The sequence below is a fragment of the Allokutzneria multivorans genome, from assembly GCF_039537405.1.
Lineage (GTDB): Bacteria > Actinomycetota > Actinomycetes > Mycobacteriales > Pseudonocardiaceae > Allokutzneria > Allokutzneria multivorans.
The window spans coordinates 228,312-241,541 of sequence record NZ_BAABAL010000006.1; the positions used below are offsets into that span (position 1 = coordinate 228,312).

The 13,230-nt window shown below is 69.1% G+C and carries 10 protein-coding genes; all 10 read right to left on the reverse strand.

Features of this window, described 5'->3' with window-relative positions; genetic code table 11:
- Positions 1-72 precede the first annotated feature (72 nt).
- Positions 73-3,564, reverse strand: coding sequence for a DNA-directed RNA polymerase subunit beta (gene rpoB / locus ABD798_RS10825; protein ID WP_344873366.1), 3,492 nt, complete (start codon positions 3,562-3,564; stop codon positions 73-75).
- Positions 3,565-4,042: 478 nt separating this feature from the next.
- The gene (locus ABD798_RS10830; RefSeq protein ID WP_344873368.1) at positions 4,043-4,843 is read right to left on the reverse strand and encodes a hypothetical protein; all 801 of its coding nucleotides are present in this window, start codon (positions 4,841-4,843) and stop codon (positions 4,043-4,045) included.
- The gene (locus ABD798_RS10835; RefSeq protein ID WP_344873370.1) at positions 4,840-5,370 is read right to left on the reverse strand and encodes a hypothetical protein; all 531 of its coding nucleotides are present in this window, start codon (positions 5,368-5,370) and stop codon (positions 4,840-4,842) included. The genes ABD798_RS10830 and ABD798_RS10835 overlap by 4 nt, the downstream gene beginning before the upstream one ends.
- 30 nt (positions 5,371-5,400) lie before the next feature.
- Positions 5,401-6,663, reverse strand: coding sequence for an MCE family protein (locus tag ABD798_RS10840; protein WP_344873373.1), 1,263 nt, complete (start codon positions 6,661-6,663; stop codon positions 5,401-5,403).
- Positions 6,664-7,839 carry an MCE family protein gene (locus tag ABD798_RS10845; protein ID WP_344873375.1) on the reverse strand — a complete coding sequence of 392 codons (1,176 nt, stop codon included), beginning with the start codon at positions 7,837-7,839 and terminating at the stop codon, positions 6,664-6,666.
- On the reverse strand, positions 7,836-9,065 hold the full coding sequence (locus ABD798_RS10850) for an MCE family protein (protein WP_344873377.1): 1,230 nt from the start codon (positions 9,063-9,065) through the stop codon (positions 7,836-7,838). Before ABD798_RS10850 ends, ABD798_RS10845 begins: the two co-directional genes overlap by 4 nt.
- Complete coding sequence (locus tag ABD798_RS10855) at positions 9,062-10,045, reverse strand: MCE family protein (RefSeq protein WP_344873380.1); 984 nt, start codon at positions 10,043-10,045, stop codon at positions 9,062-9,064. Before ABD798_RS10855 ends, ABD798_RS10850 begins: the two co-directional genes overlap by 4 nt.
- The gene (locus ABD798_RS10860) at positions 10,042-11,064 is read right to left on the reverse strand and encodes an MCE family protein (protein WP_344873382.1); all 1,023 of its coding nucleotides are present in this window, start codon (positions 11,062-11,064) and stop codon (positions 10,042-10,044) included. The genes ABD798_RS10855 and ABD798_RS10860 overlap by 4 nt, the downstream gene beginning before the upstream one ends.
- On the reverse strand, positions 11,061-12,428 hold the full coding sequence (locus ABD798_RS10865; protein WP_344873384.1) for an MCE family protein: 1,368 nt from the start codon (positions 12,426-12,428) through the stop codon (positions 11,061-11,063). Before ABD798_RS10865 ends, ABD798_RS10860 begins: the two co-directional genes overlap by 4 nt.
- Positions 12,425-13,213: an MlaE family ABC transporter permease gene (locus ABD798_RS10870; protein ID WP_344873984.1), complete on the reverse strand. Its 789-nt coding sequence runs from the start codon at positions 13,211-13,213 to the stop codon at positions 12,425-12,427. The genes ABD798_RS10865 and ABD798_RS10870 overlap by 4 nt, the downstream gene beginning before the upstream one ends.
- Positions 13,214-13,230 lie beyond the last annotated feature (17 nt).

Consider the following 13,230-nt stretch of genomic DNA (forward strand, 5'->3'; position numbering starts at 1 on the left):
TCGGGATTAGGGGCGGGTGGCTAAGCCGGGAGCGGGTGGGCGGGGTGCCCTTCCCGCTCCCGGGCAGCGAGGTCAATTCATGACGTCGTCGACGGACGGCGACTCGACCCTGGACAGGTTGATTCCGAGGTTCGCGGCTGCGCGCTCCAGGTCCTCGTCGTCGGTGTCGCGCATCTCGATGGCGGCACCGTCGCTGGAGAGCACCTCGACGTTCAGGCACAGCGACTGGAGCTCCTTGAGGAGCACCTTGAACGACTCGGGGATACCCGGCTCGGGGATGTTGTCGCCCTTGACGATGGCCTCGTAGACCTTCACGCGGCCGATCACGTCGTCGGACTTGATCGTCAGCAGCTCCTGGAGCGTGTAGGCGGCTCCGTAGGCCTGCATCGCCCAGCACTCCATCTCACCGAAGCGCTGGCCACCGAACTGGGCCTTACCGCCGAGCGGCTGCTGGGTGATCATGGAGTACGGACCGGTCGAACGGGCGTGGATCTTGTCGTCGACCAGGTGCAGCAGCTTGAGGATGTACATGTAGCCGACCGAGGTCGGGTACGGGTACGGCTCGCCGCTGCGGCCGTCGAACAGCTGCGCCTTGCCGTCGCCGCCGACCATCCGCTCGCCGTCCCGGTTGGGCTGGGTCGAGGACAGCAGGCCGGTGATCTCCTCCTCGCGAGCACCGTCGAACACCGGGGTGGCGGTGTTCGTGCCGGGGTCGACCTGGAGCAGCTCCTCGGGCATGCGCTTGGCCCAGTCCGGGTCCCCGTTGATGCTCCAGCCCTGCTGGGCGATCCACCCGAGGTGGATCTCCAGGATCTGGCCGATGTTCATACGACGGGGCACACCGTGAGTGTTCAGCACGACGTCGACGGGGGTGCCGTCGGCGAGGAACGGCATGTCCTCGACGGGGAGGATCTTGCCGATGACGCCCTTGTTGCCGTGGCGGCCTGCGAGCTTGTCGCCGTCCTGGATCTTGCGCTTCTGCGCGACGTAGACCCGGACCAGCTCGTTCACGCCGGGGGGCAGCTCGTCGTCGTCCTCGCGGCTGAAGACCCGGATGCCGATGACCTTGCCGGTCTCGCCGTGCGGGACCTTCAGCGAGGTGTCGCGCACCTCGCGGGCCTTCTCACCGAAGATGGCGCGCAGCAGGCGCTCCTCCGGGGTCAGCTCGGTCTCGCCCTTGGGCGTGACCTTGCCGACGAGGATGTCGCCGTCGCGGACCTCGGCACCGATGCGGATGATGCCGCGCTCGTCGAGGTCGGCCAGCACGTCCTCGGAGACGTTCGGGATGTCCCGGGTGATCTCCTCGGCGCCCAGCTTGGTGTCGCGGGCGTCGATCTCGTGCTCCTCGATGTGGATCGACGTGAGCACGTCGTCCTGCACCAGGCGCTGCGAGAGGACGATCGCGTCCTCGTAGTTGTGGCCTTCCCACGGCATGATCGCGACGAGCAGGTTCTTGCCCAGCGCCATCTCGCCGTCCTGCGTGCACGGGCCGTCCGCGATGACCTGGCCGACCTCGACCCGGTCACCCTCGTTCACGATGGGCTTCTGGTTGATGCAGGTGCCCTGGTTGGAACGGCGGAACTTGTGCAGCCGGTAGGTCTGGCGGGTGCCGTCGTCGGCCATCACCGTGGCGTAGTCGGCGCACAGCTCCTCGACGACACCGGCCTTCTCGGCCACCACGACGTCGCCCGCGTCGATCGCGGCGCGCAGCTCCATGCCGGTGCCGACCAGCGGGGACTCGCTGCGCAGCAGCGGGACCGCCTGGCGCTGCATGTTCGCGCCCATCAGGGCGCGGTTGGCGTCGTCGTGCTCGAGGAACGGGATCATCGCGGTCGCGACGGAGACCATCTGCCGGGGCGAGACGTCGATGTAGTCGACGCCCTGCGGCGTGACCAGGTCGACCTCGCCGCCCTTGCGGCGGATGAGGACGCGCTCCTCGGTGAAGTTGCCCGCGTCGTCGAGCACGGCGTTGGCCTGCGCGATGACGTGGCGGTCCTCCTCGTCCGCGGTCAGGTAGTCGATCTGGTCGGTGACCTGACCGTCGACGACCTTGCGGTACGGCGTCTCGATGAAGCCGAACGGGTTGACCCGCCCGAAGCACGCGAGCGAGCCGATCAGGCCGATGTTCGGGCCTTCCGGGGTCTCGATCGGGCACATGCGGCCGTAGTGCGAGGAGTGGACGTCGCGGACCTCGAAGCCCGCGCGCTCACGGGAGAGACCACCCGGGCCGAGCGCCGAGAGGCGGCGCTTGTGGGTCAGACCGTCGAGCGGGTTGGTCTGCTGCATGAACTGCGACAGCTGCGAGGTGCCGAAGAACTCCTTGATCGCCGCCACGACGGGGCGGATGTTGATCAGGGTCTGCGGCGTGATCGCCTCGACGTCCTGGGTGGTCATCCGCTCGCGGACGACGCGCTCCATCCGGGACAGACCCACGCGGATCTGGTTCTGGATGAGCTCACCGACGGTGCGCAGGCGGCGGTTGCCGAAGTGGTCGATGTCGTCGACCTCGACCGGCACCTCGACGGTGTCCTCGCCCTGGCCGACCGTCATCTTCACCTCGCCCGCGTGCAGGCGCACGAGGTACTCGATGGTGGTGACGATGTCTTCCTCGGTCAGCACGCCGGTGACGAACGGCGCGTAGGTGCCGATCTTCTTGTTCACCTTGTAGCGGCCGACCTTGGCCAGGTCGTAGCGCTTCTCCTTGAAGAACAGGTTCTCCAGGAGGGTCTGCGCGCTCTCCTTGGTCGGCGGCTCGCCGGGACGGAGCTTGCGGTAGATGTCGAGCAGGGCCTCGTCCTGGCCCGCGGTGTGGTCCTTCTCCAGCGTCTGCATGAGCGTCTCGCTGAAGCCGAACCGCTCGCGGATCGCCTCGGTCGTCCAGCCGAGCGCCTTCAGCAGCACGGTGACCGGCTGGCGGCGCTTGCGGTCGATGCGCACACCGACGGTGTCGCGCTTGTCGACGTCGAACTCGAGCCACGCGCCGCGGCTCGGGATGATCTTGACGCTGTAGACGTCCTTCTCCGTCGTCTTGTCGATCGCGTGATCGAAGTAGACGCCCGGGGACCGCACGAGCTGGGAGACCACGACCCGCTCGGTGCCGTTGATGACGAAGGTGCCCTTGTCGGTCATCCGGGGGAAGTCACCCATGAAGACCGTCTGGCTCTTGATCTCGCCAGTGGTGTGGTTGGTGAACTCCGCGGTGACGAACAACGGCGCCGCGTAGGTCATGTCCTTGTCCTTGCACTCCTCGACGGAGGCCTTGACCTCGTCGAAGCGCGGGTCGGAGAAGGACAGCGACATGGTGCCGGAGAAGTCCTCGATCGGGGAGATCTCGTTGAGGACCTCCTCGAGACCACCGGAGGGGTTCTCGTCGCCTGCGTCGATGCGGCGCTGGAACCAGGCATCGGCGCCGATGAGCCACTCGAAGGACTCGTTCTGCAGTGCGAGGAGGTCGGGAATCTCCAGGGGCTCACGAATCTTCGCGAACGAGACCCTCTTGGGCGCTCCAGGGATCCCCGCCGTGGAGTTGGTCGCAGTGGCCTTGGTCGCGCGGGAGACTGCCAAGATGCGTCCTTCCAGGGACTGTTGCCAGCTTGAGCCGGGGACGACCCATCTAGCACAGTTGTCAAGAGGTGCGGTAGTGCCCTGAGATCCTATAGCCCCGGGGTAGGGCACGGAGAAAGAGGGCAGCGCAAAGGGGCAGTCTAGCCACGCGAACGGCGACTGTCGAGTGGGACCGGCCAGAAGAACCGCCCACTGCTCAGGGACAGAGTGACCTCAACGCGACCATCCGTCAAGGTGCCACGCGTTGATCACTCCCCTGGCGCAAAGCGCTCTCACCAGCCGTAACCGGGGGAAGGGGCGATCACCGGCGAAAACGCGGGAAGAGCGAGCCCTCGCCCCCTGGCCAGGAGCGCCGGAGAAGAGTATGGCGAACGCCACACCGGCATCGCCAACCAGGGGTCTTTACAAATGGCCCAAGTCACGTCCACGTGCGCCGAACGGTCGGTCATGACCGCTCGGCGCACGGTGCGCGCACCGCTCAGCGCAGCACGATGTCGCTGATCCGCCACCGTCCGTCGACGCGCTCGGTGCTGAGCGTGACCTGGACCGGCACGTCCTCGCGGCGGCCGTCGGCGGTGCGCTCGACGTGCTGGTCGGCGAACACGAGCACCAGGGCGCGGTCGCCCTCCACCGACTTCACGCCGACCTGGCGCGTCGTCGTGGTGAGCACGATCTTCTGCTCCGGCGCGAGCTTGCGGACCTCGGCGAAGAGCGCGTCGTACTGCTCGACCGCCTTGCCGGTGAGCACGTCGCGCGCGACCCGCTCCGCCTTGCCCATGTCGGCGTAGTCCAGCGAGAACACCGACTGCACGGCCGTGGTGATCTGGCCTGCGACCTCGGTGGTGACGCCCGTGTCGACGAGGGCGCGGTTGTCCACGCCGCTCTCCGCGCGCTGGGTGGCGGCCTGCGCGGCGAACCAGACGGCGAGTGCCGCGAACACGACCGCGACCGCCGTCAGGAGCGCGGGCAGCTGCCACCAAGGGCGTTCCTGGACGGCTACTTCCAGCTCCACGTCGAGGTCCGCTTCCGGCTCGGCGTCGGCCTCCGGCTCCGGTTCGGGCGTGGGTTCGGGCTCGACGCGCTTGGCGCGCGGCTTGGGCTTCGGCGGCGATTCGATCACCGGGGGCGCGACGACCTCGACGTCCTCGATCTCGTCCTCGATCTCTTCGACGACGGGCTCGGCGGCTGGCTCGGGACGCGGGTCGGGGCGGTTCCGGCTGCCCGCGACGTGCCGCTTGCGCGGGGCCGGGGTGGGGCGGGAGCGGCGGGGCGGGGTCACGAGGCACCTCCGGCCTGCACCTTGATCGGGGCGAGCGCGTTGAGCTTCCAGCCGGTGTCGGTCCTGGTCAGCTCGGCGAGGAAGCGGAACCGAAGCGGAACGGCGGGCTGGTCGGCGAGGCTCACCATGCGCTCGACGACGCTCATCACCGTCGCCTTGCCCGCGCGGACGTCGAGCGAGGTCACGGCCGCGTCGAGCACCTTGGCGGTGGTGACCTGCTTGAGCTGCTCCAACTCCTTGCGGGCCTTGTCCTTGTCCGCGACGACGCCCTCCTGAAGCGCCCCGGTGGACGCCTCCTGCCAGCGCGCGATCATCGCGTCGAAGTTGCGGTAGTCGAGGGTGTTGAAGTTGACGATCGCCTGCTGGCCGACGGTGGAGACCTGCTCGCGCTGCTGGGCGAACTCCACCGACTCGTCACCGGAGAGCCTCAGCCACCCCACGCCGAACCAGGCCGCTGCCAGCACCGCGGCGGCGGCGAGGCCCGCGGTGATCCACAGCGCCACGCGTCGCGGCTGCTTGTCGTCCATGTCGCTCCAGGGTAGGCGGGTGGTGCGTGCTCAGCCGGGCAGGCCGAACAGCTGGCCGAGGCTGGTGGGGCCGGTGAGCCCGGTCGGTCTGAGCAGGTCGAGGAGGCTGCCGGGCTGCTGGAAGACCTGCGTCGACGGCACGCCTCCGGTACCGGTGCCCGGCACGGGCGGCGGTGTCACGGGCTTGCCCCCGTAGGGCGCGTTCTGCGCGCCGCGCACGGTGACGGGGCTGCCGGGTCCCTCCGCGCAGTACGCCTGCGTGTTGAGCGGAGCGGCACCGGTATCGCCACCGGTGCGGCGCTTGGTCTTCTCGTAGCCCTTCACGCACGCGGGCGGGTCGAAGAAGTTCAGCGCCAGACCGAAGTGCGCGGTGCCGTCGTTGGGCACGACGGTGAACGTGCCGCCGACAACCATCGGGTAGGTCACGAGCAGCTGCTCGATGCCGTCCTTGCGCGGCAGCGCCACGTTGGCCGTGGTGAGCAGGTTCGCGATCGTCTCCGACAGGCTCTGGCCGGACTCCCTGATCAGGCCGCTCGCCTGCTGCGCGGCCCCGGGCGCCGCGGTGATCAGGTTGCGCAGGTCGGGGTCGGAGGTCTTGAGCTGGTCGGCGATCAGGCGCAGGTCGCGGCTGAAGTCGGTGATCGCGGAGCCCTTGGCGACCTGCGTGTCCAGCACCGTGCGGCCGTCGCGCAGCAGCTGCAACGTCTGCGGAAGGTGGCGGACGGCGTCGCTGGTGAACGAGCGCGCGGTGTCGATGAGGCGCTGGAGGTCGGGGCCGCGCCCGTCGAAGGCGGTGCCGAGCTGGTCGACGACCGTGCGCAGCGACTCGGTCGGCACCGACGACGCGAGGCTGTCGAGGTTGCCCAGCAACGACTGCACGGGCAGCGGGGTCTTGCTCTGCTCGCGGCGGATCACCGAGCCCTCAGCGAGGAACGGGCCCTGGTCGGACTTCGGGCGCAGGTCCACGTACTGCTCGCCGACCGCCGACCGGTTGGTCACGACGGCCTCGACGTCGGTGGGGATCGGTGCGGCGGACGTGTCGATGTCCAGCTGCACCTCGACCCCGTCGGCGGTCAGGCGCAGCGGCCCGACGCGGCCGACGGCGACGCCCCGGTAGGTGACCTCGGCGTTGGTGAAGATGCCCCCTGCGTCGGCGAGCTCCATCGTCACGACGTAGCCGCGCGGCCCGAAGAGGCGGTCCAGCCCGGCGTAGCGGGCGCCCGCGTAGCTCACGCCGACCAGCGCGATCAGCACGAAGCCGATGAGCTGGAGTCTTGCCCTGCGGGTCAACATCTAGCGCCCACCCCCGAGAAGTCCACCGAGCAGGCCGCCGAGGATGCCGCCGTTGCCGGGCTGCGGCTGCTGCGACTGCGACGGGGTCGGCAGCTGCAACGGGAGCCTGGGCAGCGGGTTCGGGTCGGCCGGGCGCCCGCCGTCGAGGCCCGGGATCGGCAGCTGGATCAGCGGCTGCCGCGACCGGCCGAGGTTGTCCAGGATGTTGCCGAGGTCGAGATCGAGCTTGGCGTAGAGGTTGGTGTAGTCGCCCTTCACACCCGCGACGGCCGCGTCCGGGAACGGGAAGGTCAGCAGCAGCTCGAAGGACTTCGGCAGGTTCGAGCCCGCCTCCGCCAGCTTCTTCAGCGTGGGCGTGAGCGCCTTCAGGTCGGCGATCAGGTCGTCCTTGCTGCGCTTGACCACATCGGTGGCGACCCCGGAAAGCTTGTCGAGCCCCTTGAGCATCCCGACCAGCTGTTCGCGCTGCTCGGCTAGGACCTTCACGCCGGGCGTCAGGTCCTTCAGCGCGGTCTCGATGTTGCCGCGCTGACCGGCCAGCGTCGCGGCCAGCCGGTTCACGCCGTCCAGCGCCCTGGTGATCTCACCGCGATGCCCGTCGAGGTCCTTCACGAGCGTGTTCACGTTGCCCAGCAAGGAACGCAGCTGCGGCTCGTTGCCGGACATCGCGGCGTTGAGCTCCTTGGTGATGTCCTGGAGCTTGGCGACACCGCCGCCGTTGAGCAGCATCGACAGCGCGCCGAAGACCTCCTCGACCTCGGGGTTGCGGTTGGTGCGCTCGATCGGGATCTGCGCGCCGTTGACCAGCCTGCCGGTCTCGCGGCCCTTGGGCGGCGCGGCCAGCTCGACGAACTTCTCCCCCAGCAGGCTCGACTGGCGCAGGCGCGCGTCGGCGTTGGCCGGGAGCACGACGTCGCCGTTGACCGACACCGTGACCAGCGCGGTCCAGCCGTCCGGGGCGAGCTCGACGCCCTCCACCCGGCCGACCGGCACGTCGTTGACCTTCACGGATGCCTGCGGGACCAGGTCGAGCACGTCCCGGAACTGCACCTTCACCTGGTACGGGCGGTCGCCGAGGTCCGCGCCGCCGGGCAGCGGAACGTTGTAGAGCCCGCCGAAACCACAGCCGCTGAGGCTCAGCAACGCGGCGGCGACGAGGGCGATCCTGCGCTTCACCGGCCACCTCCCGCAGGCGGTTGGGCGGGCGTCGCCGGCGTGCCGCCGCCGGAAGACGGGGACAGCAGCGGTACCGGCAGCGACGGCGCGCGGCCCTGTTGGAGGGCCTGGATGACCTCGGCGATGCTCGGCAGCTTCGCGACGCCGTTGACCACCGGGGCGAGCTTGTCGCAGGTGTCGGCGAGCAGCTGCGGGAGCTGCTTGGGCGTGGTCTGCCTGACCAGCTTGCAGATCATCACGATCGGCGGCTCGGTCAGCTCGTTGAGGTGCGCGCGCACGTCCAACGTTCCGGACGAGCCGTTGTAGGAGTTCTGGAGATTGCCGAGCGCGAGCGGGCCGACGTCGAGCACCTCGGCGAGCGCGGCGCGCTGGTCGACGAGGACCTTGGTGATCCCGCTCAGTTTGTCCACATTGGACTTGAGCTTGTCCCTGTTGTCCTTGATGAAACCGTCGACGGCGGTGAGCGCGGAGGCCAGCTCGCGCAGCGACGCGCCCAGGTTCTGCCGTTCCTCCGCGAGGAGCTTGCTGACGTCGGCGAGCTGGTCGGTGAACCGCCGCACCTGGCCGTCGTTCGCGGACAACATCGAGGTGAACTTCTGCAGCCCGTCAACGGTGCCGAAGAGGTCCTGGCGCGAGCCGGAGAGCGTTTCCGTTGCGGCGCCGAGGTTTCTGATCGTGTCGCCGAGCTTCTGCCCGTTGCCGTCGAGGTTCCTGGCCGCGGTGTCCAGCAGGTCCGACAGGGCTCCGTTCGCGTTGGCGCCCTTGGGTCCCAACGCGGTGGTGAGCTTGTCCAGGCTGGCGTAGACCTCGTCGAGCTCGACGGGCGTCGCGGTGCGCTCGCGCGGGATCACCGCCCCGTCGCCCAGCTTGTCGCCACCGGTGTAGGCGGGCGCGAGCTGGACGTAGCGGTCGCTCACCACGGCCGGGTTGACCACGAGCGCCTGCGCGGTCGCCGGGACGTCCACGTCGTCGTCCACGAGGAAGTCGACCTTCACCACGCGGCCCTGCGGCTCGACCTTCACGATCTCGCCGACGCGGACACCGAGCACGCGGACGTCGCCGCCCGCGTAGATCCCGACTCCGGCGGAGAAGTACGCGGTGACGCGTTTCCCAGGCGCACGAAGGAAAACGAACCAGACGCCGGCGGTGATGACCAGCGCGACGACGCAGAAGAAGGCGACGAGGCGGGCAAGGTTGTCGCTGAGCTTGGCGGCGGAAGTGCTCATGGGCGGCACCCCTCCGGGTTGATCGGGCCGATCGACGGTGGGAGCAGACCGCAGATGTAGGTGTCGAACCAGCGGCCGTTGCCGAGGGTGTTGGCGAAGACGCGGACGAACGGCGCCATCAGCTGGATGCTCTTGCTCAGGCTCTCCTGGTTGCGGTCGAGCATCGTGGTGACGCGCTCCAGCTGCTCCAGCGCGGGCCGCAGCTGCGCCTTGTTGTCCGCCACCAAGCCCTTCAGCTCACCGGCGAGCTTCTGCGTTCCGGTCAACAGGTTCTTGATCGCATCACGCCGCTTTCGGATCTCCTCCAGCAGCTTGTTGCCGTCGCCGAGCAGCTTCTCGAACTCCGCGTTGCGGTCGGAGACGGTCTTGCTGATCTGGTTGGTGTTGCGCAGCAACGTGGCCAGCTGCTGGTCCCGCGTGGAGATCGTGCGCGACAGCGCGGACAGCCCGTCGAGCGCTCCCCTGACCTCACCGGGGGTGTCGCGGAAGGTGTCGGAGACGACGCGGAAGCTCTTCGCCAGCTGCTCGGTGTCGATCTCGGTGATCGTGGTGGCCAGCCCGGTGAACGCCTCGGTGACGTCGTAGGGGGCGATGGTGCGCTCGCGCGGGATCGCCTGGCCCGGCCGCTGCTCCTGCTCGCCCTGCGGGTCCAGCGAGAGGAACTTCTGCCCCAGCAAGGTCTTGATCTTGATCGCGGCGGAGGTGCGGTCGCCGACCCAGGTGTCGCTGACGCGGAAGGACACCAGCACGTGGTCGCCCTCCAGCTCGACGCCGGTGACCTTGCCGACCTTCACCCCGGCCACGCGCACCTCGTCGCCGTCGCGCAGTCCCCCGGCCTCGGAGAAGTGCGCGCGGTAGGAGGTTCCGCCGCCGATGATCGGCAGGTCGTCGGCGAAGAACGCTGCCAGCAGGCCGAGCACGATCACCAGCAGCCCGGAGGCTCCGAGGGTGACGGGGTTGCGCTCGCGGAAGGGCTTCACGGGCGGCACCTCGGCTGCGTCGGCGGCAGGACCGGCACGGCGAGCTTGCCGACCACGGGCAACGCGACCTCGCCGGAGGCCCCGCAGAGGAAGAAGTTGAACCACGAGCCGTAGGTGGCGGTGCGCGAGATCGTCTCCAGCTTGTTCGGCATGCGCTGGAGCACGCCCTCGACGACGTCGTTGCTGTCGGCCAGGTTCTTGGACACCTTGCCCAGCTCGGCGATGTCGTTGCGCAGCGGCGCCCGCGCGTCGGTCAGCAGCCCGGCGGTGGTTCCGGTGAGCTCGGCGAGCGCGCTCACCGCGGCACCGATCGGCTCACGGTCCTTGGCGAGCCCGGAAACCAACTGCTGCAAGGAGATCACGAGTCCGGACAGCTGCGTGTCACGCTGGTTCACGGTGCCGAGCACGGTGTTGAGGTTGCCGATGACGTCGCCGATCACCTTGTCCTTGCTGGCGATCGTCGACGTCAGCGAGGCCGTGTGCGCGAGCAGGCTCTGCACCGTGCCGCCCTCGCCTTGAAGCACCTGGACGATCTCGTAGGACAGCTTGTTCACGTCGGCCGGGTTGAGCGCTTGGAACAGCGGCTTGAAGCCGTTGAACAACGTGGTCAGGTCGAGTGCCGGACGCGTGCGCTCCACCGGGATGGTCGCGCCCTCGGCCAGCTCCCCCGTGCCACCGACGCCGCGCTCCAACGCGATGTAGCGCTGGCCGACGAGATTGCGGTACTTGATGGTCGCGGTGACCGACTCGGGCAGCTTCTTGCCCGTGGTGACGGTGAAGCGCACCTCGGCGAGCCTGCGGTCCACCACGCTGACCTCGCGCACCTCGCCGACCCTGACCCCCGCGACGCGCACGTCATCGCCCTCGTTGACCGAGGTGACGTCGGTGAACCTGGCGCTGTACTCCGTGGCTCCGCGCAGGTCCACGTTGGCAATCGTGATGGCCAGCAACGCCGTGGCGAGCACGGTGACGGTGGCGAAGATGACCAGCTTCGTCAGCGGTCCGGCGAGTCCCTTCACTTCAGCGTCACCTCCGCCCCCCGGAACATCGGTCCGAGCAGGATGCTGCCCCACCCCGGCACCTGCTGCGGCGACCGGCCCATCGACGGGGCCAGCAGCGCGGAGAGGTAGCGCTGCTCCGCAGGGGAGTTCGCCAGCCCAAGCTCCTGGCCGCGCGGCACCGACGACGTCGCTGACGCCGGGATGACGTTGCCGTTCTCGTCGATCTCGCCGGTGGGAAGCAGTCCGTCGCTGGCGTTGCGCGGCGGCGCGGGCGGCTTCGACCCGTCCTTCACCGGTCCCTCCGGCGGGTACTGCGGGAACGGCTCCGGCCGGGGCTGGATGTCGTAGCAGCGCGGCCCGCGCTTGTCCGCGTACTCCGGCTCGTCCTGGTTCGGCACGTACTTCCCGCGATTGGCGGTGATCTCCAGCGTGATGTGCAGGCCGGGCTCGTTGGTGCCCTGGCCGAACGCCTTGCTCAGCCTCGGTTGCAGCTCAGCGAGGCTCTTGAGCAGGCAGGGGTACTCCGGCGCGTACTTGCCCAGCAGCTCCAGCAGCGGCCTGCTCGACTTCGCGACACCGATGATGTTGTTGCGGTTGGCGGAGAGGAAGCCGCCGAGGTCCGCCGTCGCCCCGTCGACCGTGCTGTAGAGCGTCTGGAGGTTCTCGCGCTGCTCCACCACGGTCCTGCTGGTGACCGTGAGGTCCGCGAGCGCTTGGAGCAGGTCGGGTGCCGCCTTGTCGTAGACCGCGCTGACGTCGGCGAGCTTGCTGATGTCCGCCTTGAGATCCGGCAGTGCGGGGTTGAGCTGCCGCACGAGGTCGTTGAGCTCCACAAGGGACTCGCCGAGCGGCTTTCCCCTGCCCTGCAAGGCAGTCGCGAGCGATCCGAGCGTGCTCGCGAGCTTCTGCGGCTGCACCGCTTGGAGCACCGGCATGAGATTGGCCAGCACGCGCTCCAGCTCCACCGCTGAGCTGGAAGTGTCCTGCGCGATCACGTCACCGGGCGCGAGGTGATCACCACCCGCCCGCTCCGGGGGCACCAGTGCGACGTAGCGCTCACCGAAGAGCGTCTTCGGCAGCAGGCGCGCGGTGACGCCGCGCGGGATGATGCCGATCTTGTCGCGGTGCAGGGCCAGCTCCAGCTCGGCGCCGTCGCCCCGGCTGCTGACCCGCCTGACCTCGCCGACGAGGACCCCGTGCACCTTCACGTCGGACTCGGTGAGCAGCTGGTTCCCCGCGCGGTCGGTGCGCAGCGACACGACCACGTCCGAGCTGAACGCGTTGCGGTAGATCGCGACGGTCAACGTCAGGAACAGCGCGATGATCGCCAGCAGGGCCACTCCGAGCAGCCGCTGGCGGACCTTCGTGAGCGAGCCCCTCATCCGACGATCCTCACCGTCGTCGTGGTGCCCCAGATCGCCAGGCTGAGGAAGAAGTCCAGCAGCGCCGTGGTGACGATCGCCGTGCGCACGGCCCGGCCGACCGCGACGCCGACGCCCGCCGGGCCGCCGGAGGCGCGGTAGCCGTAGTAGCAGTGGGTCATGATGATCACCACGCTGAAGACCAGGACCTTCAGGAACGACCACAGCACGTCTTCCGGTGGCAGGAAGAGGTTGAAGTAGTGGTCGTAGGTGCCCGCTGACTGCCCGTAGAAGTTCACCGTGACCGTGCGCGCGGCGACGTAGGAGGTGAGCAGGCCGATCACGTACAGCGGGATCACCGCGGCGAAGCCGGCGATGATCCGCGTGGTCACCAGGTACGGCAGGCTCGGGATGCCCATGACCTCCAGCGCGTCGATCTCCTCGGAGATCCGCATCGCGCCGAGCTGCGCGGTGAACCCGGAGCCGACCGTCGCCGACAACGCCAGTCCCGCGACCAGCGGGGCGATCTCGCGGGTGTTGAAGTACGCCGAGATGAACCCGGCGAAGGCCGACGTGCCGATCTGGTTCAGCGCCGCGTAGCCCTGGAGCCCGACCACGGTGCCGGTGAACAGGGTCAGGCCGATCATCACGCCGATGGTGCCGCCGATGACCGCGAGCGCCCCGCTGCCGAAGCTCACCTCAGCCAGCAGCCGCAACGTCTCCCTGGTGTAGCGGCGCAGCGCCCTCGGCACCCACGCCAGCGCGCGCAGGTAGAACCACATCTGGTCGCCGAGCTGGTCCAGCATGGCCAGCGGCCGGTTCG

Coding starts and splice junctions, on each gene's coding strand:
- ABD798_RS10835 (WP_344873370.1), bottom strand. CDS start 5,370: ATGGACGACAAGCAGCCGCGACGCGTGGCGCTGTGGATCACCGCGGGC.
- ABD798_RS10840 (WP_344873373.1), bottom strand. CDS start 6,663: ATGTTGACCCGCAGGGCAAGACTCCAGCTCATCGGCTTCGTGCTGATC.
- ABD798_RS10850 (WP_344873377.1), bottom strand. CDS start 9,065: ATGAGCACTTCCGCCGCCAAGCTCAGCGACAACCTTGCCCGCCTCGTC.
- ABD798_RS10865 (WP_344873384.1), bottom strand. CDS start 12,428: ATGAGGGGCTCGCTCACGAAGGTCCGCCAGCGGCTGCTCGGAGTGGCC.
- ABD798_RS10870 (WP_344873984.1), bottom strand. CDS start 13,213: ATGCTGGACCAGCTCGGCGACCAGATGTGGTTCTACCTGCGCGCGCTG.